The organism is Vibrio fortis, assembly GCF_024347475.1.
GTDB lineage: Bacteria > Pseudomonadota > Gammaproteobacteria > Enterobacterales > Vibrionaceae > Vibrio > Vibrio fortis.
Genome location: NZ_AP025489.1, coordinates 90,842 through 113,026, shown reverse-complemented (window position 1 = coordinate 113,026; position 22,185 = coordinate 90,842). Strand labels below are relative to the sequence as shown.

Here is a 22,185-nt window from a genome sequence, read left to right as displayed (position 1 = left end):
ACTTTTAAAAAAGTAATTGAGGTTTATTTTTTAGTCAAGTATCTTTTTGAAAAGATATTTATTGGAGAGATAAAAATGGCATCAGATAAAGTCGATAGGATTCTTGCTCAATGGGATGAAGTGAGACCGGATCTTGACTGTTCAGCGATGGGAGTGGTCGGGCGATTGCGTCGCACCAGTGGTGTGTGGAAGAAGAAGCTAGATCCGGTGTTCCAAGAATACGGGCTTAGCAGTATCGAATTCGATATTCTTGCCACGTTGCGTCGTTGTGATGCTGCCGTCACTCCAACAGAGTTGTATCAAACTCTGATGCTTTCTTCAGGCGCAGTGAGTACTCGTATTGAACAGTTGGTGAAACGTAATTGGGTCCAGCGAATTGCTAGTGAGCATGATAGACGAAGTTGCAAAGTCGTCTTGACTCAAGAAGGTGTTGAATTTGTAGATAAAGTTTTGGATTCACATGTCGCCAATATGGATAAAATGCTAAACGTCCTGAGTAAACAAGAACAAGATCAGCTGGCGCATTTGTTAAAGAAAGTACTCTTAGCAGAACAACAACCCTAATACCGAACCTACAGGGCTTATTCTCTTAAGGAGCATTGTCGATATTTGCATCGCTCATGAGAACTTGTTGTCTGCAATATTGTTCAATCGTGTTATATCACCTAACAACTTGATATTGATATGAAATGAAGTCGCCTGTAAAAATACAACTATATGTTTTGACCAATTCGATTTAGAGAACGAAGGGAACCCCCAATGCATTACGATGTATTCAATGGAGACGCGGACGGCATTATTGCGTTGTTGCAACTGCGCTTGAGTGAACCAAAAGAGAGTGTACTTATTACGGGCGTTAAGCGTGATATTAAGTTGCTCTCTCAAGTTGTGGCTCAAAAGGATATTTCTTCTGTTACGGTACTTGATGTATCGATGGAGAAAAATCAAGATGCGTTACATTCGCTGTTGGATGCAAAGGTCGATGTGTTCTATTGCGACCACCATCGTACGGGTGAAGTACCTAGTTCTGCTCACCTTGAAACCTTAGTCGATACTACGCCAGAGTGTTGTACTAGTTTGTTGATTAACCAAAAACTCAACGGTCAGCATGTCGCATGGGCAATCGCAGCAGCTTTTGGCGACAACTTAAAAACAGTTGCGACTAAGCTGGCAATAGAAAATGGTTTCGATGATTCACAAATTGTGTTTTTGGAAGAGCTGGGCACTTTAGTCAACTACAACGGCTATGGAGCATCACTCAGTGATCTCCACTTCACGCCTGTTGAGCTTTACCAAACGCTTTATCAATATCCAAATCCGTTTGATCTCTTGAGTGACGAAGAGTCGGTGTTCTACCATTTACGTTCGGCTTACCAAAGTGACAAGCAGCAAGTCTCTATCCTTGCTCCAACCTATGAGAACCATTCAGTGCGAGTCTTCGAATTACCGAGTGAAACTTGGGCGAGAAGGATTAGTGGGGTATTTGGGAACGAGATCGTTAACCAAGATCCAAGCCGTGCTCAGGCTGTGCTAACAAGAAACCCAGATGGCGAATCTTACACAGTGAGTTTACGTGCACCTTTGTCGAATAGAACTGGCGCTGATGAGGTGTGTTCAAGCTTTCCGACGGGGGGCGGGCGTAAAGCGGCTGCAGGCATAAATGCTTTATTCGAAGAAGATAAGCAGCTGTTTATCCAAAGGTTAACAGATTACTATTCGAAGTAGCTTCGAATGGTGAACTGACCACTACGTTCGTTGCTCACATTGTAATTTGGCGTAATACACTCAATAAAACGTCATGGACAATATCGAGAAAGAGCTTTATCAAGCGCGTTAGACCTTAGCTTTAACGCGCGTTTTAGACCAAAATTGCACTATGACTTCATTTTCCCCTCAAGACTTCCAGTTTAACCCCCAAAACACTCATTGCCCTCAAAGATATGAGATAAGGGAGCATTGATCTTCTCCTGTAAAATTTTCTGATCTTGTAGGGTTATGGGTACCTACCACGCAGTTGTTCTTGGATAAAGTTAACGAAGCAACGCACCTTCAAAGGAACGTGTCTGCTTTGCGGGTAAATAGCATTGATCGGAACGGTATCGCTTGGATACTCTTCCAGCACTCTTACTAGTTTTCCTGATTGCAAATGCTCATCCATCATCCAAATAGGGAGTTGGGTAATACCTAAACCAGCAAGCGCCATCTCTAGATTGGTTTCACCACTATTACTACGAAAAGTGCCTCGAACAGGGATAGAAACATCTTGGCCATTGTCGACAAAATGCCAGTTGTTGAGGGAGCGATTAAAGGTGTAAACAATACATTGATGAGATTTGAGATCCTTTGGTTGTGTAGGCACACCATGTTTCTCTAGGTAGTCAGGCGCAGCTACTAATAGCAATGGGTTATTGAAAAGTGGCCTTGCGATTAATGATGAATCTTCCAGTTTTCTCGCACGAATGGCGACATCGATGCCTTCAGCGACAAGGTCGATATGGCGCTCATCGATCACCATATCCACCTCTATGTCTGGGTATTCCTCTAAAAATTCCGCAATTAACGGTGCAAGGAGAATCCTCGCTAATGGCGCCGCGGCCGCAATGCGTAACGTTCCCTTGGGTGAACTGACTTGGGAGCGAACACTGGCTTCTACTTCATCAATCTCTTGCACAATGTTCAAGCAGTGTTCGTAATATTCTTGCCCCGCTTGAGTTAGTGATAGCTCGCGGCTTGTACGTGTGAGCAGCTTTACCCCCAATTTATCTTCGAGTGCGGCGACTTTTTTGCTAATGGTTGCTTGAGAAGTGTTTTGCTCTCTGGCTGCGGCCGAGAAGCTTCCTGTTTGTATTACGCGAAGAAATACGCGCATTGCCCCGAGTTGGTCCATATATGTATTCGATTTTGGAATAGATGCTGTTCATTCTAGCTTGGTTCTATAACAAATCCAGTGTGGTTAATATCTTCTTCGTCAACCAAACATTCGATAGAAGAGAGAAAAATGATGAAACCGACTCATACCAAACAAGCCATTCGTGAAGCTATGGATCACCTGATTGATCGTGCTACAAACTTTGATATTGAAGCCCTAGACACGATTTACCACCAAGACTTTCACACCACGCTGATCATGCCTGATAGCACAGTGCAAACCTTTAACAAAGCGGAGTTCAAAGCGCATTTCGCTAAGCAAGCTCAAGAAGGGAAAAACCAACTCAACACATGGGCAGAATGGCATGATTTCCACATTCTGGGTGACTCAGCGGTGTGTGTATTAACTCGTAAGCACAGTGGCATGAATGGTGAAGAGATGATGTTGTTGTGCAACATCGAATTGCGATTTGAAGATGAGCGTTGGCAAGTTCTGCGTGAGCAAATCTTTCTTCGCCCTTTGATTGAAGCGTAATGGTGACGTAGGGGAAGCATTATGAACAATAAAGTTGTCATCATTACCGGTGGCAGTGATGGGATTGGCAAAGCAGCGGCTTTAGAGTTTGCTCATTTAGGCGCCAATGTATTGATAACAGGGCGAAGAGCATGCGCCTTAGCGGAAGTGGCTTCACTACATCGAAACATTGAAACGATAGTTGCAGATAGTGAAGAACAAACCAGCGCTCAGCTGATCGTAGATGCCGCAATCGAAAAATGGGGACGCATTGATGTGCTGGTAAATAATGCCGGTGCGGGAGCTAATGCGAGCTTAGACGAGATAAGCTCAGAGAGAATTGATCAAATGTTCTCGATCAATGTCGTCGCAACAAGCTTGCTGACGAAGGCGTGTCTCCCATACCTAAGAAAGAGCCAAGGCAATATCATCAATATCTCAAGCACCATTGGTCATATGCCTGCTCCGAATCTTTCTCATTATGGAGCAAGTAAAGCCGCCGTTGAGTATTTAACTCAGTCGTGGGCTTTGGAACTTGCGCCAGACATTCGCGTGAATGCGGTGGCTCCTGGGCCGACTTATTCCGGTGCGTTAACTGGAATGATGGGGTTGTCAAAAGAGCAAGCGAAAGAAGTTGAGAAGAAAGAAGCATCAATGATTCCTATGGGGAGGCGAGGAAACCCGGAAGATATCAGCCGTTGGATTGTTAAATTGGCTGAGCCAGAAAGTGCTTGGGTAACAGGGCAGGTGATTGGTGCTGATGGCGGATTAGGTTTGCGTTAAAGCGCATTAACATAGCAATTAATATTTGGAGTTAATTATGGGCAACACAGCATTACTGCTTATCGATTATCAAAATGACTATTTTCCTACTTACAGTGAAGCTAAATGGCCACTATCTGAAACTGAAAATGCGGCGAATAATGGTGCAAAACTGCTTTCCCTGTTTAGAGAAAAGAAGGGACTTGTGATCCATGTTCGGCATGAGTCACTCACAGATGACGCCCCGTTTTTTTTGCCTAATTCTGAGGGAGCAGAAATTCACTCATGTGTTGCTCCGATTGATGATGAGCCTGTTATTGTTAAGCACGAAATCAATAGTTTCAAAAGCACAAAGCTTGATGAAATCTTACGTCAAAATTCGATTGAAAAGTTGGTTATTGTTGGGGCTATGAGCCACATGTGTATTGATGCTGTGACTCGTGCTGCAACGGACCTCGGTTATGAGTGCAACGTGGCTCATGACGCGTGTACAACCTTGGCACTTGAATTTAATGGCGTGATGGTACCGTCTAGCCATGTCCATGCAGCGTTCATGTCGGCTCTCAGCTTCGGTTACTGCAATGTCGATACTACTGCTAACTTAGCCAAACTGATTGCTTGATCAAACACAAGCAAACTATAGGTAAAGGGAATTGCCTATGGTGTAGATATGCCCTTTTCTTGAACACAACAACGCCCATTGTCTCAGATAATTGTTGTGTAAATGAGGTGGGGCACATCACTTCGGTAAGAGTCGTTTATAAACTGGTTTCACATGGTCGACTCTGGAGCTAGTTACTGTTTTCTAACGTCAGTAGGTTTCGGTATTTATCTGAAGAGCGTAAGTATCTGGCTAACGCACGATCATTCTGTTCTGCAATGATATGGTCGATGAGCCAGCGTGCCATAAAAACAATGATTTCTTTAAGTTCAATCTGACCATTAACGTAATGTGTGTATTGATTTCTCAGTTTTTTGAGCAGCATTTTATGTACTTTTTGGTGCTGTTCGAATCCGTCATAATGAGTGATCATCATGATGTTGTCTTCGCTCAAAAAGTGGAACTCTGCGTAGGCTATCACTTCATCAATTAGACGGCGTACGATCGCTTTAGACTCGTTCTGAAACATGATCAGCTTGTTGATCATTGCGAGTAAGTTTTTATGCTGAAGATCGAGCTCTTCTACATCTAAGTTGTATTCTTTTTTCCATGTGTAGAGATGCATTGTGGCCCTCGATTGCTCTCGTTAGTTATGCTATTGATAAGATGAGTTGCACTTTATAGATTTATTTTTCGAATGAATAACTTAACCATACATTTTGTGAGGACAGATAGGTTTTTTAGCAGTTTATTGTTTCATTTTTCAATACAAGTGACGGAAAAATAACATGTTTTGAGGACGAACTTTCTTACTATTCTTTGCTGGTAGTTAAAAGCGACATCACGAACTTTCAGTAAACAAATCCGAATTTCACATCAATCAACCACGGTTCTCCTAAGTCATCATAGTGCAGCAATTAAGCATTAAGTGATATCAGTAGGAGAACGATCATGTCAGACATCAATTCAGTAAGACCCATTGTGATTATCGGCAAAAATGCCAAAACGGGTGTTCGAGTTAACAAGCTACTGTGTGAACTTGGTATTGAAACGCGCCAAGTTTCTCGTAGTGCTGCTACGTATTTTGATTGGGGAGCGCGAAGCTCATGGCCTACTGCTTTAGCCGGTGCACGCTCAGCTTATGTTACCTATCAACCTGACTTGGCAGTGCCTAACGCTGAGGGAGACATCAGCGCATTCGTGGAGGTTGCTAAAGCGCAAGGTGTAGAGCACATCGTATTGCTGTCTGGCCGTGGCGAAGAGGGCGCAGAAAAAGCAGAGCGAATACTTATCGATAGTGGTTTAGATTGGAACATTGTTAGAGCCTCGTGGTTCGCGCAAAACTTTAGCGAGAGCTTTATGGCTCAGGGTATTTTAGAAGGCGAACTTGTGTTACCCGCAGGCGATACCCCAGAGCCATTTATTGACACTGATGATATTGCAGAAGTTGCGGTGGCGGCATTGGTTGATCCAAGTAAGCGCAATCGCCTCTATGAAGTGACAGGCCCGGAGTTGATGACGTTTCAAGATTGTGTTGATGAGATTTCAAAACAGCTCGGGAAGGAGATCAAGTTTACCTCTGTGAGCATCGAAGCGTATTTAGGTATTCTAGAGAGCCAAAACTTACCAGAAGATTATCAATGGTTGCTGAATGAGTTGTTCACCGTAGTTTTCGATGGACGTAATTCAAATCTTACTCATGGCGTTGAAGAAGCGACGGGACGTAAGCCGACTAAGTTCGCAGACTATGTATCTAAAACGATCGCCGCCGGTTACTGGGATTAGCTGTCGGCCATTGGACTTAATTGTCGTTTATTAGATTTAGCTGCTTTGAGCGGGAGTAAAAAGTGAAACAACAGCCTGAATGCTTATTCGGGCTGTTTTCGTAAATGCCTAAGATTTTGGGGTTAGGCTATTCTTTTTAGTGGTCGATGGAGATTCACCATATTTGTTTTTATAGGCTCGGCTGAATGCGGCCTCAGATTGATAGCCGATGTCGAGAGCGATATTAAGAATATGAGCCTTACCATGTAGCAGCTTTTCTCTGGCGAGAGATAGTCGCCAATCGGTTATGTATTTCTTGGGCGTTTCCCCTACAGTTCTCTTGAAGTACTCAATGAAGCTGGTACGAGACATCCCTGAAATATCAGCCAGTGTTTCAATATCGATATTGGCAGCACTGTCGCTGTGGATTCTCTTCATTGCGCGAGATAAGCGTTTGTCGGTATGCGCCATTATCCAACCTTGATTATCGTCAGATACTTGGTCTATCCAGGTTCGAATACACTGTAGAATCAGCACGTCGGCCAATTTAGATACCACCAATTCCGAGCCATACTCTTCATTTTTCGTTTCTCTGTGTATGGCTTGAACGACACTCTTAATCGTGTCGTGGGCCTGTGATTGTGAGTCAATTAATACGAATTCAGGCATAGATGTAATGACCGAAGTCGTGACCTCGTTTTCAAACAAAACCGTGCCACATAGAGTTGTTGTCGTGTCGCCAGTCCCTTTGGTGGTTAGCCGCTCATAGTGCTCTGTAATCTCTTCTATGTCATTCTCAAATAAATCGGTGGCAGCTGACTTATTTATATCGACGATGTCATGTCCAGTCCCGCGTGGAAGCAAAATAAAATCGCCGGCATTCAGCTTAATCTGTGTTCCATCGACAATGACAATCGCTTCGCCTTCAAGGACTAAGTGGAACATGGTGCTCGATGGAATGGATGGCATTTTGATGCCCCACGGTTGCTTCATCGTTGAGTGAGTGTAAAACACGCTACTCATTTTCAGTTCACTTAAGGGAGAGCTAGCACCATTCTTCTTCCGTTTCTTCGTATCAAACTTTGATAATGCTAGCCTGGCTTTGTCTTCCATAAATGTATTTCCTGCAAATCTTCGACGATTTCCTGTCAATCAAATCATCGCTTAATTAGATGTAATAAACAAACTCAACAAGCATTGCTCATGCGGTAGTTTGTTTGGGCTGTATTTTTCGCAAAATATGGGAGGTTTACATGGCTAGAAAAAGAGTATTGATTGTGTACGGTTCGGGTTTTGGTTCGACAGCAGAAATTGCATATGCCATCGCTCAGGAGTTACAAGAACTGGGTATGACAACGGAAGTGTTGCCCGTCGAGAGTGCAAGAGCCCCCTATGCAGATGAAGCGGTTATTATTGGCGCTCCAATCCGCTATGACAGATGGCTAATTGAAGTCCGAGATTATGTCCGAACGTATCAAAATGAACTGTCATCGACATCTGTGGCATATTTCTATACCTGTTTGGCGCTCGCAAAACAGCCATCGAATTCATTCAATTCGCCACAGGTTTACGATCACACATTGATTAAGATGAATCCCAACGTTGAGCCCATCATGGTTGCTGGTTTTTCAGGTACATTGCAACCAAAGCTGATGCCTTGGTATTACCGATACCCACTTAAGTTAATTGCAATAGTCAAAGGGGTAGAGGATGGAGATTATCGTAATTGGGATATGATTCGGCGTTGGGCTCGCCAAGTTTCGAAGGTTGTATGATTGAAGTTAGGTGACATCTCGATTGTTGAAATACTTCGGTTAGCTGGGCCTGGTCAACTAACCGAAGTATGTTCATATCACTATTGATGCTTGGACTAAGCTTCACTCGCTTGCGTATTGCTTGGTAAAGGTTTATTGATTTTTTCAGGGATGAACGCCATTAACCCAGTAATGATTAACGCAGCGATACCCGACATAGTAACCGGAGAGCCGAAGATACTTTGAACTAATTTAGGCGCTTCTTTTAGCAAATCTGGCACGAGCATAACGCCAAGACCTAAGCCAAAAGAGATGGCGATAGTCATAATACGGCGGCGGTCTAACTCCTCATTAGCAATGATCTTAATACCTGCCGCAGCGACAGTACCGAACATAACTAGAGTCGCGCCACCCAATACTGGTTTTGGAATGGTCATTAATACTGCTCCCAACACTGGAAACATCCCCAATAAGAACAGAATGCCCGCGATAAAGTAACCGATGTATCGACTCGCGATACCGGTAAAGTGAATCACACCGTTATTCTGGCTGAACGTAGTATTTGGGAAGGTGTTGAATACGGCAGCAATGAGTGAGTTAACGCCATCACCTAGTACGCCAGCCTTAAGACGTTTGATGTATTTAGGTCCTTGGATAGGTTGGCCTGAGAACATACTGTTTGCCGTCAAATCACCTGTCGACTCGATAGCCGTAATTAAGTAAATGAACGCAATTGGTAAGAACGCTTGCCAGTCGAAAGCAAAGCCGTATTTGAACGGTACAGGAATACTCAACAACGGCTGCGAAGCGAAGTCAGGCATAGATGCTTTACCCATGGTAATCGCTATTGCCCACCCAATGCTTAAACCTATCAAGATCGACGACAGCCTTACCATGATGTTCTGACTAAGGTTTAAAGCGACGATGATTCCAAGAACGATCGCGCCAAGCATGAGGTTACTTGGAGCCCCGAAGTCTTCAGCACCGAACCCACCTGCGATATCGGTGACTCCAACCTTAATTAAAGAGATACCTATGGTGGTAATAACAATACCAGTCACGACCGGCGTGATGACGACTTTTAGCTTATCGATAAAGCGAGAAAGCAGAATTTCAATGAAGGCACCAAAAAAGCAGACGCCAAAAATAGTCGCTAACATTTCATCTGGACCGCCACCATTGGCTTTAACGAGAAAGCCAGCGCCCAAGACAGAGCCTAAGAAGGCGAAACTGGTGCCTTGTACACAGATCATCCCTGCTCCAACAGGGCCAACTCGCTTCGCCTGAATAAAGGTACCAACACCAGAAACCATCAAGGCCATACTGATTAGATAGGGGATATGTTCCCCTAAGCCAAGTACACCACCAATGATAAGAGTGGGTGTGATAATGCCAACAAAGCTAGCCAGAACATGTTGAAGCGCCGCATAACTTGCGGCTTTGACTGATGGGCGATCATCCAGTCCGTAGATCAATTCACTGTTACGTTGTTCCATGTGATTTCCTTAATGTATTTATTATTGTATACAATCCTTAATCTACATAGTGAGCAATATACGTACCAATGATGAAGTGCCCATTTATTGGGGAGTCAGATATAAAACCATGATTGTGTTGCACTAAAAGTTGCCAGCCTTGTTCAGTGTTGGTGCAATCGTTAGGGATCGATCAGCTTATTTTCGGATTGCTCGTTATGTGTTGACTGAAAAAACAAGCAAACCATGATTAAAGCAATTCCAAACCACCCCATAGCAGGAATGTGCTCTTCGAGTATTAAGACAGCGATGACTGCAGCAACAACAGGCTCGAAAAGCGTTAGGATATTGGCTGTGCTCGCATTGATGTGTCTTAATCCCACCCCAAACATGATGTAGCCAACGCCCATTGGAATCACAGCCATATATATGAGCACCAGGCTATTGGTTTGAGATGCAAATAGGTTGTCTCCTGATGCCAGCAGGGTGGGTAGAAGTAAACATGCTCCCAGCCCAAAGATGGCACCCATAGCGGCCTGTGATTGAACCCCCTTATTAATAAGCTCTTTCGCCATTATGGAATAGGTGGCGTAACTCAAGCCTGCGACGAGTCCTAGTAAGATTCCCCAAAGTTTAAGCTGCGGTTCAGAGTGACTGTGAGTGGTCTCAGCATTGACGAGAAGAACAATGCCAATAATTCCTAGGACTAAGCTAAAAAGTTTACGAATATTTGCATTCTTATTTGTGCTAAATAGACACTCGAAAAGAAGAGTGAACAGTGGGGCGGAGGCTATAGAGACCACGGTGCCAGTCGCAATACCAGCCATTCTCATTGAAGTATAAAAAGCCATTGGATAGATCATTAATGTAAGCGCGCCAATCACTACGTCTTTTCTGTGGCGCTTTAGTAACGAAGCATCTTTTTTCAAGGCCGTATTTGCTAACAAGGCCTGTATCACACCACCTACGCCCATAGAGAAAGCACCAATAGCCAATGGGCTCACCTCCGGAACCAAGGTAGCCGCTGCACCTGTTGTTCCCCAGAGGATCGAAGCCAGTAATATAAAAATAGACCCATGCTGATGGGGGGCTAACTGAAAGCGTGCTGTAATCATTTCTTAATCCGAACATCCATTTGATGTTGAAAGGATAAGCGATGAATAAAGGTCGTACTTTGCTGAAAAGACGAAATTGTATTTTGAAAAGACGCTTTTAATTGCGTGTGAACTGGCGTGGGGGTAGGCCGAAATGAAGAGAGAAGCGTCGGCTAAAAGCAGAAAGATCGTTGTAGCCAACTCTTTCAGCGATAATTTGAACGGGTAAATCAGTATGGGTAAGAAGCGCTTTGGCTTTTTCCATTCTATGGTGAGTAACGTATTGTTGGACGCTCATACCAAGGTTAGTTTTAAAAAGCACTTTAAATTGAGTCGGACTAAGACAAGCCACTTTCGATAACTCGGCAATTGAAAGAGGGTTCGCTAAATTGTCAAAAATCTCACTCTGTGCAGCACGTATCCGAGGGTCAATTTTTGAAGTTATCGGTTGCTGGGTGAGTAGCATAGTAAAGACATCGAGAATCGAAGACTCTATCGCTTTATCTACTTGATGTTGTAACTGTTTTTCTACAAAGTAGATAAAGCTCAGTAGTGGCGTTGTGGTAGAAAACACGTGCACATCACTCTCGAGAAGATGGTCTGGAAGTGCTGGCAAGTCAGCAACAATAAATCGAGCGGCTTCATCGGCTTGAAAACCATGGGTAGTACCTGCAGGAATCACAACACACTCACCCACAGTCACTTTTCCAGAGAAGTTATCCATCTGAATGTTGATGTTGCCTTGAACAGGCAGTACAAGCTGGTGGTAGTCATCATGTGAATGACTGTTTAGCTTCTTAGTGTAGGCTCTGATACTGAGAGTGGGCTGCATTGCGATATCCATCCATTTGACAGCAGATTGAATCAGGTGATAGCACTTAGTTGATATAGAAAGCGTTCCATTTCGTTATACGACAGTTAAGTCTTTTATTGCAAGCTACTCAAGGCTTCCCCCAGAGGTTTAAAGTAGGCTTGTAGTGCTTTATGAATCTTCATCCGATGTTCTACGTCTGGGTAAGTCTTGATGTGTTCAGGTTTGGTCGTCCCGGACACTAAGTAGCTATTTTCAATTCCAGAACACGATTCGACAACCGACTCAAAGGCTCTCGCCATCATCTCTGTAGGAAGAGAGAAATAATGACTTCCCATCGCTTTGTCAGCTAAAACACTTCGTGACACATAGTCGTGTCTGTCTTGTTGATCATCAGTGAGCAACGTCGCGTCAAAGATCTTCAGTAATCTGTCATTCAACGGGTGTGGAAAGTGCCTAGCGTTTTTTAACCAACAGTCGCTCGCAAAGATTGTTCGTTTTTGTGGCCCTGATCGGTCGCCGATGTCAAACGCTTTTTCTGCAATATAGTGGTCAAAAGCATGCCAAAACTCATGCGCTAAAGCGCCAGCTCCGGCATTTTTCGCGAGCGCGAGTTCTCTTTGATTTGGTGCGTAATGGGCCTGAACACCTTTTTGTCCACCGCTACCAAAAGCCAGATTTAAACTACCTCGTAACCCAATGGCTTTTGGCGGTAGCGCCAGTATATAAGCAAGATCAGCAAATGAATCGAAGATCAGATTGGCGGCTAGGTCTTTCTCTTCTTGGTTGACCCATTTACCAACACGAATGCTACCAATGCCAAAGGTATCTCGTATGTCGATAAACGACACTTGCTCCCCATGACGATAGTCCGGGCCTTTACGAGTTTTGTATTTGAAGCTAGTTAAACGCAAGATTCACCTTGTGCGATGGGGAGTTATTGGATCTGATATTTCAAGCACGTGTATTGTACATCAATTGATGGAGGTGTGGTGGGGTATGAATCTCGCTGAAACATTGAGTGCCACAACTCATTTGGATGACCTCGAATCTCTAAAGTTCATCCACTTTATACGTCATTGCCTGTCTTTTTCTTGCACTCCATATGTTCCCTCGTTGTACTGTTGTTAACAGACATCTAAACATGAAGTTTTGTGAAAAAAAAGCGAACATACTCGTTCGCTCTATAACATCTTGCTCGTGGGACTATTTTTTAGACCAAGCAAACTTCTCAAATACTTTGTCTACTGGTGTGTGAGCAACGTGGTTTACATAGTTACTGATCACTTTCTGCGATAGACCAAGTATCACTTCTAGAACCTGCTGCTGGCCATAACCCGCTTCAAAAAATGCCGCTAGATCTACTTCTGATACATTGCCACGCTCACGCACTACAGCAAGAGTGAAGTCTTTCAGTGCTTGAAGCTTTTCAGTTGGCATTGCTTCATCGTTACGCAGTGCTTCAGTCAATGCAGGATCAACCTTCATTGAGTGCGCGATCCCAGTATGTGCAGGGACGCAGTAGTGACACTCGTGTTCAACGTTGATGGTTTGCCATACTACTGTTAGCTCTTCAGCATCAAACGATGTGTTGGTGAATTGCTGATGCAGTTGCGTGTAAGCCGTTAGGATTTGAGGAGACTCAGCCATGACCGCGTAAAGACCTGGTACCATCCCCATTTGCTTTTGTGCGCCTTCAAGGATTGCTTTGCTTTTCTCAGGTGCTGATTCAACAGTGTGTAGTTTAAATTCGCTCATTTTCTCTTTCCTATTATCTAACTTATTAACTTTACGGACTTATTAACGTTTACTTATTTTATCTCTGGCTCTAGCAGCACTTTGGTTACGAATAGACGTACCGTTGGTGCAACAAGGGCGAGTACTAACAGTGTAGATGGCACCATTTGTGAAACTGCGTTTAACCATGCATCAAAAAATACGCCGTTCTCTGGCAGTGTTTTAGCTACCATGATGGCTGGCATGCTAAGAAGCATAGTAGGTAAAACCATAGAAACCATTAGTGGGTACTGGAACTTACGTGAAAACTTTTTCATGATTGACTCTCTTATGCCTAACTTCGATTGGCTAACTGATGGGGTTATATTAGCCCTGAACTTCTTGATCAAAAATAGACAACATTGAACTTGAATCTTTCATATTTGAATGATTAACTCAGAATGCAATCCTAAAGAGCGATCAATTATGAAAGCAAAAGACATCTCCAATCTCTATCTGTTTTGCCAATCTGTCGAGTGCGGTGGCTTTGCAGCAGCGAGTCTTAAAACACACGTTTCAGCCCCAACGTTGTCAAGGGCGGTGGCAAGTCTTGAGGATAAACTGGGTGAAAAGCTGGTACACCGTAATGCAAAACAGTTCCAACTCACCAACGCAGGTGACGAATACTACCAACGCTTCGCTGCTCTCTTTATGCAGTTGAATGATGAGTGGAAACAGCTTTCGAATAGTCAGCCAGTATTAACGGGTGAAATCCGAGTCTCTTGTCCTGAGCCATTTGCGGACAACTTCCTGCAAAAGATGGCGATCGAGTTTATGCAGACTCACCCAGAAGTGTCGGTAACCATTCAATTTAGTGCAGGCACTGAGCGCTTCTTTGATGAGCAGATTGACCTTGCGATTGTGACGACACCACCTCATGCCAATCATTTAATACAGCGTCAGTTGTTTGAATCACCATTAATGCTATCGGCCTCACCAAGCTATATCGAAAAATATGGTCAGCCAGAACGAGCTGAAGAGTTGATTAATCATCAGCTACTCTCAGGTAACAACATGCCATATTGGGAGCTCAAAGAAGATGGCAAGGCGATCCGTATTCCCTATCAGCCTCGTTACTCAATAAGTAGTCTGCGTTTAAATATTGATGCGACAATAACAGGAGCTGGGATCTGCATGATGCCAAGAGCAGCCTTTGAAAAGCATGCAGCAAGAAATGAGTTAGTAGAGGTATTACCAGAGGTTGAATGCCCAACGGGTAAGGCATTCTTGGTGTGGGCAGACAGAAAATTGATAGCAACCAGAGTGGTCGCCTTTAGGGACATGATTTTTGAACGGTTTGGGCAATCGGCGGAATTTTTGGCTTCGATTAATTCAGAGCGAGATTCGTAGTTATTGTATTTATGAAATGCCTATTTATAAATGAAATGCGCCAGACTAGACGAACTAATCTGGCGTTTATTTTATGACTTTAACGATTACTTTTTGCGAAAATATAAGAATGCATTTAACCAAGCCAACCCAAGAATAATCAGTGTCATTACCGGTGGTTTAGACTGAAGCGGTAGCACTTCTGCCGGTACACTTGGCAATAGGTGAACATACACTGCGACAATCATAATTGCGGTCGTTAATAGTGTTGATAATTGCATCGCTTTATCTTTAATCGGTGCTGCGAGCGCCTTATTACCAATCATCACCATCAGTAGCAGTAAACCTGCAAAAATCTCACCTAATTGACCCGCCCAACGAGACAGAGTCGGGAAAGGCAGTTCACTCAGTGCGATTTGTTTTGCGAACATAGTCGTAAACGGGTCAAAGAATTTTACCGTTCCCGCCATCACCATAAAAGCACCAAGAAGACCGGTTAGGATCTTTTGAACTTTTGTTCCTACGCTGTCGGTTTTGTCATAGCTACGAACCAAAAAAATACCCGTAACGAGTAGCATCGTGCCGATAAGAGATAACTCAAGAATTAGTTGTGATGTGCTCATAGCAAACCTTCATTATGTATTAGCAAGTTGATGGCGCTATTCTACGAAATACTCTAAAGCTCAAAAATAGACAACTTCGTTTGATATCCTTGCAAATATGAAAGCTTGAGTTATATATGGATCTACTTCCTAGTTCGTTTTAGTGCAGAAACTTGTCAGTGGCTTTGCCAATTTACCATTTAGCAGGTTGTATTCTTATCGTTGTCATTTATGCTATGGCCACCAACGATAAAAGCACGATGTTCAGCGCCATTATCTTCGACAGTAAAGTTGGAAAGAGTAGCCTTAATTTAGTGTCCAGCCTAATTGCAACAGTTTATCGAGTATTCACGTTCACCATAGGTAACTTGCTATAGATTAAGCGAATAGGCGTCAGCAAATATCAAACGAAGCCTTCAATTCATTGATAGCATTTTTTACCCCATCTAAGATTTTGTTATAAGTGATAAGTCCACTAACATCACTCGGTTGCCCTTGTTCCAGCAACGCTTGAGGCACATATGGGGATTGAATGTCGATGACAAAACCATTTTGTTTAGCGACCAATGAGCAAACTAGTGCATCAACAGCGATAAAGTTAGACATCCCGAAATAGTTATTACTTCTACGGCCTGATTCGTACTCAACTAGCATTTGGTTAATTGATGCTGTCATATCCACTATTTTTCCATCTAACAAACTGACAAAAAACTCGGCTTCCGTTTTTGCTTCTTTGGTGACGTTTGACTCCAATACCTGTTCAGCATGGCTCTTTAGCGTATCAACATCGTTGGCTAAAGCTAATTGGAATAACCAAAAGCGATGAACTTTCGAACCTATCTTTAACCTGTCCTCTAGGAACGTTTGGTGCGACTTTCGATCTTGGTGAGAAAGAGAATCTTCATCAACATTAGGGAAAGTACTAATTGATTGAATAATAGATTTTTTTCTTCCTAAAATAGGTAACCAAATTTGACCACAGACTACATCACTCCAAGCCAAGTTATCATAAATTGCCATGGCAGTGACCTTATTGCGCCAATGGTTTTTAACTCCTACCGCTACGAACTTTAATATATCTACATTCTTATCAATTGAGTAAAGCGAGGCTGCAAAACTGCTGATAACAGACGGATTAATATCTCTATTCTTAAGAACGTGAGTCCAAGTAAGGTCTGAATTTTGTGAGTCGAGATTTAGCAGTTGTGATAAACGCAATACAGTCCAGACATTTTCTAACACCTTAGGTTCTTTACTCGAACTATAGTCAATATTAATATTGGAATGTTCAAAGAAAGAGTACGACTCTTGCAGCTCAATCATCATTCGCCAGGGCGTCGGTTGAATATCATAATTGACATTATCTAACCAAGCATTTGGAACTACATCTTCAGACACATCAAGCGCAAATCCGTTTTTTATGGCAACGGTGTTCAATAAAAAAGATGTAAAAGAAAACAAATATTGATCTCGTTCGCTTGCATTTGAGCTTAATTGGTTAGCTTTATGCATTTTAGCAAGTGCATCGATCACCGTTTGCATTGCTTTTTGGTCTTTAGCCAATAGTGCTGTGTAGAAATCCATTTCCATTTTCAAATCAAACGGAGTTTTGATAACGCTATCCGTCATCACATTTTTATAGCGCTCTTCTGTATAGCTTTTTTCTAGTAATTGGATGTGATTTTGCAGTGCCGCCCACTGCTGCAACAGTGCGAACTTGTGTAGGTGAAAACTCTCCCCTCTGTCATAAACACTGACAAGAAAAGATTCGTCTAAAAATCGATAATCATAATTTAATACGAGATCGATAAGATATTTATTTTTCCCAAGTAAGGCAAAACATAACACTTCGAGCATACTATCTGTCTGCTGATCCTTTGAATCAATAAACATTAGATAAGCAGCGATCGATGACCAAGCTCGAAAACTATGGATATCTTCAAATAAGTACCAGCCGAAGAATCCGTTATTTTTTGCGTTCTCAATATAAGAGCAGAGAAGGTAGCGTTCATCGGACGCTAATGAGTCACAATTCAACGTGTTTTCACTAAGTAACTTGCAGCCAACTGACAAAGCCGAAGTTTCTGTGAGAAGTATATTCATTTTCTTTTCAAATAGGGGCAAAATAACCCCTCTTTTCCCAATGTTATTTGTTTAATTACCACTGACGTCAGATAGATATAACCATTTTTATCGTCAACGGTAAAGACTATTGTTTTAACTCTATTTCTATATCTAGCATTTCTAATATCAATACTGGTCTTCTCTATGTATCAAACACCACTAATGAAGAATTTGAAATTTTAACAAGGCATACATTATCAGTTTTATCATGAGCCCATGGCAGTACAGTGATATTTATATAACTTACGATTTTTGGTGTCAGATTAGTTATTAGGAAGGGAAATTAACTTGTCCGCAGACGCAAGCTTGTTATGAAGCCAATAAAGGGACATTGGTATTTCGGTTTGTCCGCACAATACTCATTAACAACGATCAAATACAGTCAAACTTTATTCGGAACAAAAAACCATATGCTCCAACGACAGTTGAACTCGCTCGCTGAGCTTGTTTTTTGAGCATACACAAAAAAGCAGAGCCGATAATAGGCTCTGCTTCACTTTTGGGGATTGAATTAGTTACTGTGCGTTCTGAGCATTAAGCTGCGCTGTTTGAGCTTTCTTTTTTCTGATACGGGCAAATAGGCCGCCTAGAATTACGATGCCACAAAGTGCGTAGGTCACCATGAATGACGTGTCACCTGCGACTAAGCCTAAGTCAGAGAAGGTGATGTAAGCGCCAAGCACCATGTATAGAATTACAGCAGAGGCTTCAAAACGGAACTCCCAAGGCTTGATGTCCATCGCTTCGTTAACTGGAAGCACGTAGTCCGTATCACGTGGACGCACTTTACCGATTGCAAACATAATGCCGCAACATAACACGAACAATACTGCTAGCTGGTGGAAGAAGTGCAGTTCAGCCAATGGCTTAAGTGGACCTAAGTAATCGTGCATTGAAGCTGGTGTGAACTGTACAATACCGTAAGCCGCAACAAATACTGCCAATGAAACTTTCGCCGCCATCGCTGGTACACGCTTAGTGATGTAACCCATAAACACGATAGTGAAGATTGGTACACTAAATAGGCCAGCTAAACGTTGTAGCAAGTCGAACAGGCCATTCGGTGCGAACATGATGAACGGTGCAATGCCCACAGATAGGATTGCAATGAACAGACCGAATGAACGACCTTTGTTAACTAACTGTTCATCAGAGAGTTTGTTCTCTTTATCAAAGATTGGTTTGTAGACGTTAAGTGTAAATAGCGTCGTTGATGAGTTTAATACACCGTTGAAGGTTGACAGGATTGCACCGAACATTGCCGCTAAGAAGAAACCAACAAGCGGTTTAGGCAGTACTTCGTTAACTAAACGCGTGTACATCGTATCTGCTTCGTAGCTTTGACCTGTCGCATCTACCGTACCAAACATATGGTAAGCAATGATGCCTGGGATAATTAGGAACAGAGGTGTTACAACTTTAATTGCACCCGCAAGGATAACACCCTTCTGACCTTCTTTTAGGTTCTTAGCACCAAGTGCACGTTGGATAATAGCTTGGTCGGTACCCCAGTAGTAAAGGTTAACGAGTAGCAGACCAGTGAACATTGTTGAGAAGGGTACGTTAGGATCGTCTTCTGCACCGACTGCCTGTAATTTGTCGGTTGCGTTGGTTGTAATAACGTCTATACCTTCCATGAAACTACCGTCACCCAGAACGATCAGGCCGAAGACTGGGATCATCAAGCCACCAACAATCAAACCCACACCGTTTAACGTGTCTGCGATTACCACCGCTTTCAGACCACCGTAGATAGCGTAGAACAGACCAAGGAAACCGATAATTGATGCGATAAGTAGAATCGCTTGGAAGCGGCTGATTCCGAGCATGCTTTCGATGTCAAAAATACCACCGATAACCATTGCACCTGCGTATAGCGTGTTTGGTAGAAGGTTGATGATGTAACTCAATAGGAACAATACGGTTACGAATTGCTTTACTGATAAGTCATAGCGAGACTCTAAGAAATCAGGAATCGTGGTAATCCCTTGTTTCAGGTAACGAGGCACCAAAAAGAGCGCGATAATGATCAGTGTGATACCTGAAGCAACTTCATATCCCATCACTGACATGTTGCCTTTAAATGATAGGGCACTCATACCAACGAAACTGGTCGCGGAAAGGTTAGTTAGAATAAGTGAGCTCGCGATAAGGCCACCGGTTAGGCTTCGACCACCGAGGAAGAAGCCATCTTTGGAGTCATTTTTCTGATTCTTAACACGTGACCAGGTGTAAAATACCACCAAGCCAGTGAAGAAAAAGAATGACAGTAGGATTGTCATTGGCATAGTTTTGTCCTTAAATTATTGGAATTTTGGATGTAGTTATCCTGTCAGGCAGAGGCGTCATGATGATTTTCACAACAGCCTTTGCCCGATATTTTGTTTTGACTGACGACGAATTAGATTTTTTGTAGGTGTACGATCAGTGCTGACTCTGGGTCGAGGATTGGCAATGTCACGCCGATCTCTTTCAGATTATCGCCACTTAGTGTGAGCGTTTTATCTAGCCACTTCGGACGTTGTTTCATCAGTTGGAAACTTGTTTGAGGCATCTCAACCAATTTCACTTGATACTTAGCGTTGATATCGGCGCAACTGATTCTCAGTGGAGAGGGCAGGGCATGATCCGGCATCGCTAGTTGGCAGACAGTAATCAACATTTCATCGTCACTCTCGACGCCGTAAATGTTTTGGTTCTTGTCTGCAGCATCAATACGGAAACTACGGCCACCATGAAGTAGGTGACGATACTCTTTGTGTAGTGCGATATAGCGAGAGAAGGCTTCTTTCTCTTCTTTTGATTCTTTGACTGGATCGAGTTCAACACCCATATGACCACCCAAGGCGGTAACACCGCGCATGTTTATGCCGTGGCGACGATTGGTTGAGTGACACTCGTAAGGGCCAATGTGCGCACCCATCACTTCCGGCGGGAAGAAATAGCTCATGCCTTTTTGAATAGCTTGGCGCTCAAGAGCATCATTACAATCAGAGGCCCAAAATCGTTGGGTACGCTTAAGAATTTCAAAATCGATACGGCCACCGCCAGAAGAGCAAGATTCAATCTCTACTTCTGGATGGGCTTTGTTTAGCTCATCGACAAGGCGATATAGCGCTTGTGTTTGGCCATTTACTGCAGGGCGACCTTGGTGGCCGGGCTGAACCAGTTCGCGGTTCATGTCCCATTTCAAGTAAGTAATGTTGTAGCGTGTGAGTAGATCATTTAGGCGTTCAAAAAGATAGTTGAAGCAATCTTCATTCTGTAGATTGAGCACGTATTGCCAACGGCCAGAAGGCTGGTGATAGCCCTGTAGACCGAGAACCCAATCAGGGTGATTGCGATACAGATTTGAATCTTGGCTTACCATTTCAGGTTCTACCCAAAGACCAAATTCCATTCCTTGTTGATTTACATGATTGATCACCGGCTCTAGACCATCAGGATATTTCTTTTCATCTAGATACCAGTCACCCAAAGCTGCTCGTTCGCCATCACGACCGATGAACCAACCATCATCAATGATGAAACGTTCGACGCCCATTTCAGCCGCTTCTGTGGCCATTTGCATGATGTATTCAGGTTTATGGTCGAAATAGATACCTTCCCAAGTGTTCAGATGTACAGGGCGTGGCTTGCTTACTGGGAACTTAACAATATTATCGCGAACAAATTGTTGGAAGCGTTGAGAAATGCCGTTGAGACCAGTATTGCTGTAACACCCATACAACCATGGCGTTTGATATTGGCCTTGAGCTTCAAGAATCGACTCTCCAGCAAGCAAAAGCTCACCAGCCTGCACGAAGCGGCGGCCATCACTGCGCACATCTGCACGCATTTGGTGGTTACCACTCCAGCCAAGGTGGAAGCCCCACACTTGACCAAGCTGCTCGCTGAATCCGTTAGTACCTACAAATAGGCCAGGGAAGTTTTCATGAGAAGTGCGACCACGACGGTTTTCTTGCATGAATCCGCCATGCTCGAAACGTTGTCGTTGTGTTTGGAACTCGTGGCACCAACGACCGTGGAAAGTCATCAGCTCATTAGCGTGGTTTGGCAAAGGCAAAGTTGAAGAGAGTTTGCCAAGGTAATATTTACTATTGCCTAGGTTTTTTACACTAACTCGTTTTTGAACAACATCGGTATCGAAGTCAAGTTTAAGCTCGACCGTCAGCTCAAGGCTTGCAACATCATCAAGCATCACAAATGTGACTTGGTTATCCTCAAGTTGTGTCGATGTCAGCTTGAATACGGGCGCCCAATCGTAGCCGTCGCGATGTCCTTCAATCCCGGGAGCATTGAAGTGACCGCTCCCTAACTCTGGACACAATGATAATGGCACATCGACATCTAAACGAGCTTGAGAAATAGGACGCTCTGTTGAAAGCAGCAAGTCTTCATCTATCTGGGCTATTTTTGCTCCCCAGTGAAGGATCTCTGGTACTCGTTCTGTTTTGATAATTAGACTGTGATTCTTGCTTTGTAAATGGACAAACTCACTCATTACTTGCTCGCTCTGCTATTTGTTTGCGTGAACATTTTATCTGAGAGATATATTGCTCTTATACGTGACTTTTAGAACTCAAATAGCGCTTAAGTGTGATCTCAGATGGCTTAGAGATTGAATAAGTTTGGGCTGGATCGACTGTTTTCGGGAACAAAAAAGTAATGTTTTCGCAAACATTTTTGAGGTGTGTAGCGTTATTTATCA

21 protein-coding genes are annotated in these 22,185 nt (G+C 43.2%); 8 read left to right on the top strand and 13 right to left on the bottom strand.

Annotated features, from left to right (window positions below; translation table 11 throughout):
* Nucleotides 1–75 precede the first annotated feature (75 nt).
* Nucleotides 76–564, top strand: a complete 489-nt coding sequence (locus OCV50_RS22365; protein WP_261905444.1) for a MarR family winged helix-turn-helix transcriptional regulator — start codon at nt 76–78, stop codon at nt 562–564.
* Between the two features lie 195 nt (nt 565–759).
* Entirely contained in the window at nt 760–1,725 is a 966-nt protein-coding gene (locus OCV50_RS22360; RefSeq protein WP_261905443.1) for a DHH family phosphoesterase, read from the top strand.
* Nucleotides 1,726–1,993: 268 nt separating this feature from the next.
* On the opposite strand, the gene OCV50_RS22355 is transcribed toward OCV50_RS22360, so the two are convergent.
* Entirely contained in the window at nt 1,994–2,887 is an 894-nt protein-coding gene (locus OCV50_RS22355; RefSeq protein WP_261905442.1) for a LysR family transcriptional regulator, read from the bottom strand.
* Between the two features lie 111 nt (nt 2,888–2,998).
* Here OCV50_RS22355 and OCV50_RS22350 point away from each other — a divergent pair, with 111 nt between their 5' ends.
* Genes OCV50_RS22350 through OCV50_RS22340 form a run of 3 tightly spaced genes read left to right on the top strand, consistent with a single transcriptional unit; the run spans nt 2,999 to nt 4,766 of the window.
* Nucleotides 2,999–3,403, top strand: a complete 405-nt coding sequence (locus OCV50_RS22350) for a nuclear transport factor 2 family protein (protein WP_239842865.1) — start codon at nt 2,999–3,001, stop codon at nt 3,401–3,403.
* Between the two features lie 21 nt (nt 3,404–3,424).
* A complete protein-coding gene (locus tag OCV50_RS22345; protein WP_261905441.1) occupies nt 3,425–4,165 on the top strand; it encodes an SDR family NAD(P)-dependent oxidoreductase in 741 nt (246 codons plus the stop codon).
* A gap of 37 nt (nt 4,166–4,202) precedes the next feature.
* Nucleotides 4,203–4,766: a cysteine hydrolase family protein gene (locus tag OCV50_RS22340; RefSeq protein ID WP_261905440.1), complete on the top strand. Its 564-nt coding sequence runs from the start codon at nt 4,203–4,205 to the stop codon at nt 4,764–4,766.
* A 169-nt stretch (nt 4,767–4,935) separates the two neighbouring features.
* On the opposite strand, the gene OCV50_RS22335 is transcribed toward OCV50_RS22340, so the two are convergent.
* Complete coding sequence (locus tag OCV50_RS22335; RefSeq protein ID WP_261905439.1) at nt 4,936–5,370, bottom strand: bacteriohemerythrin; 435 nt, start codon at nt 5,368–5,370, stop codon at nt 4,936–4,938.
* A 326-nt stretch (nt 5,371–5,696) separates the two neighbouring features.
* On the opposite strand from OCV50_RS22335, the gene OCV50_RS22330 reads away from it, so the two are divergent.
* Complete coding sequence (locus tag OCV50_RS22330; RefSeq protein WP_239842869.1) at nt 5,697–6,530, top strand: NmrA family NAD(P)-binding protein; 834 nt, start codon at nt 5,697–5,699, stop codon at nt 6,528–6,530.
* A gap of 108 nt (nt 6,531–6,638) precedes the next feature.
* Here the strand turns inward: OCV50_RS22330 and OCV50_RS22325 are convergent, their stop codons facing one another.
* On the bottom strand, nt 6,639–7,622 hold the full coding sequence (locus tag OCV50_RS22325; protein ID WP_261905438.1) for an AraC family transcriptional regulator: 984 nt from the start codon (nt 7,620–7,622) through the stop codon (nt 6,639–6,641).
* Nucleotides 7,623–7,762: 140 nt separating this feature from the next.
* On the opposite strand from OCV50_RS22325, the gene OCV50_RS22320 reads away from it, so the two are divergent.
* Nucleotides 7,763–8,284, top strand: coding sequence for a flavodoxin domain-containing protein (locus tag OCV50_RS22320; protein WP_261905437.1), 522 nt, complete (start codon nt 7,763–7,765; stop codon nt 8,282–8,284).
* Between the two features lie 95 nt (nt 8,285–8,379).
* On the opposite strand, the gene OCV50_RS22315 is transcribed toward OCV50_RS22320, so the two are convergent.
* The 6 genes from OCV50_RS22315 to OCV50_RS22290 form a co-directional block, all read right to left on the bottom strand.
* Nucleotides 8,380–9,759: a nucleobase:cation symporter-2 family protein gene (locus OCV50_RS22315; RefSeq protein ID WP_261905436.1), complete on the bottom strand. Its 1,380-nt coding sequence runs from the start codon at nt 9,757–9,759 to the stop codon at nt 8,380–8,382.
* Between the two features lie 161 nt (nt 9,760–9,920).
* Nucleotides 9,921–10,853 (bottom strand): DMT family transporter, encoded by a 933-nt coding sequence (locus tag OCV50_RS22310; RefSeq protein ID WP_261905435.1) that lies wholly within the window; start codon nt 10,851–10,853, stop codon nt 9,921–9,923.
* Nucleotides 10,854–10,950: 97 nt separating this feature from the next.
* A complete protein-coding gene (locus OCV50_RS22305; RefSeq protein WP_261905434.1) occupies nt 10,951–11,664 on the bottom strand; it encodes a helix-turn-helix domain-containing protein in 714 nt (237 codons plus the stop codon).
* 95 nt (nt 11,665–11,759) lie between these two features.
* Nucleotides 11,760–12,557, bottom strand: coding sequence for a CLCA_X family protein (locus OCV50_RS22300; protein WP_261905433.1), 798 nt, complete (start codon nt 12,555–12,557; stop codon nt 11,760–11,762).
* A gap of 292 nt (nt 12,558–12,849) precedes the next feature.
* Nucleotides 12,850–13,401: a carboxymuconolactone decarboxylase family protein gene (locus OCV50_RS22295; RefSeq protein WP_261905432.1), complete on the bottom strand. Its 552-nt coding sequence runs from the start codon at nt 13,399–13,401 to the stop codon at nt 12,850–12,852.
* Between the two features lie 53 nt (nt 13,402–13,454).
* Complete coding sequence (locus OCV50_RS22290; RefSeq protein ID WP_261905431.1) at nt 13,455–13,697, bottom strand: DUF2798 domain-containing protein; 243 nt, start codon at nt 13,695–13,697, stop codon at nt 13,455–13,457.
* 148 nt (nt 13,698–13,845) lie between these two features.
* Here OCV50_RS22290 and OCV50_RS22285 point away from each other — a divergent pair, with 148 nt between their 5' ends.
* A complete protein-coding gene (locus OCV50_RS22285) occupies nt 13,846–14,769 on the top strand; it encodes a LysR family transcriptional regulator (RefSeq protein WP_261905430.1) in 924 nt (307 codons plus the stop codon).
* 86 nt (nt 14,770–14,855) lie between these two features.
* On the opposite strand, the gene OCV50_RS22280 is transcribed toward OCV50_RS22285, so the two are convergent.
* The 4 genes from OCV50_RS22280 to OCV50_RS22265 form a co-directional block, all read right to left on the bottom strand.
* Nucleotides 14,856–15,371: a hypothetical protein gene (locus OCV50_RS22280; protein ID WP_261905429.1), complete on the bottom strand. Its 516-nt coding sequence runs from the start codon at nt 15,369–15,371 to the stop codon at nt 14,856–14,858.
* A gap of 372 nt (nt 15,372–15,743) precedes the next feature.
* Nucleotides 15,744–17,453: an immunity 49 family protein gene (locus OCV50_RS22275; protein WP_261905428.1), complete on the bottom strand. Its 1,710-nt coding sequence runs from the start codon at nt 17,451–17,453 to the stop codon at nt 15,744–15,746.
* 536 nt (nt 17,454–17,989) lie between these two features.
* Nucleotides 17,990–19,762, bottom strand: coding sequence for a solute:sodium symporter family transporter (locus tag OCV50_RS22270; RefSeq protein ID WP_261905427.1), 1,773 nt, complete (start codon nt 19,760–19,762; stop codon nt 17,990–17,992).
* A 113-nt stretch (nt 19,763–19,875) separates the two neighbouring features.
* Nucleotides 19,876–21,978 carry an alpha-galactosidase gene (locus OCV50_RS22265; RefSeq protein ID WP_261905426.1) on the bottom strand — a complete coding sequence of 701 codons (2,103 nt, stop codon included), beginning with the start codon at nt 21,976–21,978 and terminating at the stop codon, nt 19,876–19,878.
* Nucleotides 21,979–22,185 lie beyond the last annotated feature (207 nt).

What these genes read in the sequence shown, in the direction of transcription:
- OCV50_RS22365 (WP_261905444.1), top strand. Translation starts at nt 76, where the DNA reads ATGGCATCAGATAAAGTCGATAGGATTCTTGCTCAATGGGATGAAGTG.
- OCV50_RS22360 (WP_261905443.1), top strand. Translation starts at nt 760, where the DNA reads ATGCATTACGATGTATTCAATGGAGACGCGGACGGCATTATTGCGTTG.
- OCV50_RS22355 (WP_261905442.1), bottom strand. Translation starts at nt 2,887, where the DNA reads ATGGACCAACTCGGGGCAATGCGCGTATTTCTTCGCGTAATACAAACA.
- OCV50_RS22350 (WP_239842865.1), top strand. Translation starts at nt 2,999, where the DNA reads ATGATGAAACCGACTCATACCAAACAAGCCATTCGTGAAGCTATGGAT.
- OCV50_RS22345 (WP_261905441.1), top strand. Translation starts at nt 3,425, where the DNA reads ATGAACAATAAAGTTGTCATCATTACCGGTGGCAGTGATGGGATTGGC.
- OCV50_RS22340 (WP_261905440.1), top strand. Translation starts at nt 4,203, where the DNA reads ATGGGCAACACAGCATTACTGCTTATCGATTATCAAAATGACTATTTT.
- OCV50_RS22335 (WP_261905439.1), bottom strand. Translation starts at nt 5,370, where the DNA reads ATGCATCTCTACACATGGAAAAAAGAATACAACTTAGATGTAGAAGAG.
- OCV50_RS22330 (WP_239842869.1), top strand. Translation starts at nt 5,697, where the DNA reads ATGTCAGACATCAATTCAGTAAGACCCATTGTGATTATCGGCAAAAAT.
- OCV50_RS22325 (WP_261905438.1), bottom strand. Translation starts at nt 7,622, where the DNA reads ATGGAAGACAAAGCCAGGCTAGCATTATCAAAGTTTGATACGAAGAAA.
- OCV50_RS22320 (WP_261905437.1), top strand. Translation starts at nt 7,763, where the DNA reads ATGGCTAGAAAAAGAGTATTGATTGTGTACGGTTCGGGTTTTGGTTCG.
- OCV50_RS22315 (WP_261905436.1), bottom strand. Translation starts at nt 9,759, where the DNA reads ATGGAACAACGTAACAGTGAATTGATCTACGGACTGGATGATCGCCCA.
- OCV50_RS22310 (WP_261905435.1), bottom strand. Translation starts at nt 10,853, where the DNA reads ATGATTACAGCACGCTTTCAGTTAGCCCCCCATCAGCATGGGTCTATT.
- OCV50_RS22305 (WP_261905434.1), bottom strand. Translation starts at nt 11,664, where the DNA reads ATGCAGCCCACTCTCAGTATCAGAGCCTACACTAAGAAGCTAAACAGT.
- OCV50_RS22295 (WP_261905432.1), bottom strand. Translation starts at nt 13,401, where the DNA reads ATGAGCGAATTTAAACTACACACTGTTGAATCAGCACCTGAGAAAAGC.
- OCV50_RS22290 (WP_261905431.1), bottom strand. Translation starts at nt 13,697, where the DNA reads ATGAAAAAGTTTTCACGTAAGTTCCAGTACCCACTAATGGTTTCTATG.
- OCV50_RS22285 (WP_261905430.1), top strand. Translation starts at nt 13,846, where the DNA reads ATGAAAGCAAAAGACATCTCCAATCTCTATCTGTTTTGCCAATCTGTC.
- OCV50_RS22280 (WP_261905429.1), bottom strand. Translation starts at nt 15,371, where the DNA reads ATGAGCACATCACAACTAATTCTTGAGTTATCTCTTATCGGCACGATG.
- OCV50_RS22275 (WP_261905428.1), bottom strand. Translation starts at nt 17,453, where the DNA reads ATGAATATACTTCTCACAGAAACTTCGGCTTTGTCAGTTGGCTGCAAG.
- OCV50_RS22270 (WP_261905427.1), bottom strand. Translation starts at nt 19,762, where the DNA reads ATGCCAATGACAATCCTACTGTCATTCTTTTTCTTCACTGGCTTGGTG.
- OCV50_RS22265 (WP_261905426.1), bottom strand. Translation starts at nt 21,978, where the DNA reads ATGAGTGAGTTTGTCCATTTACAAAGCAAGAATCACAGTCTAATTATC.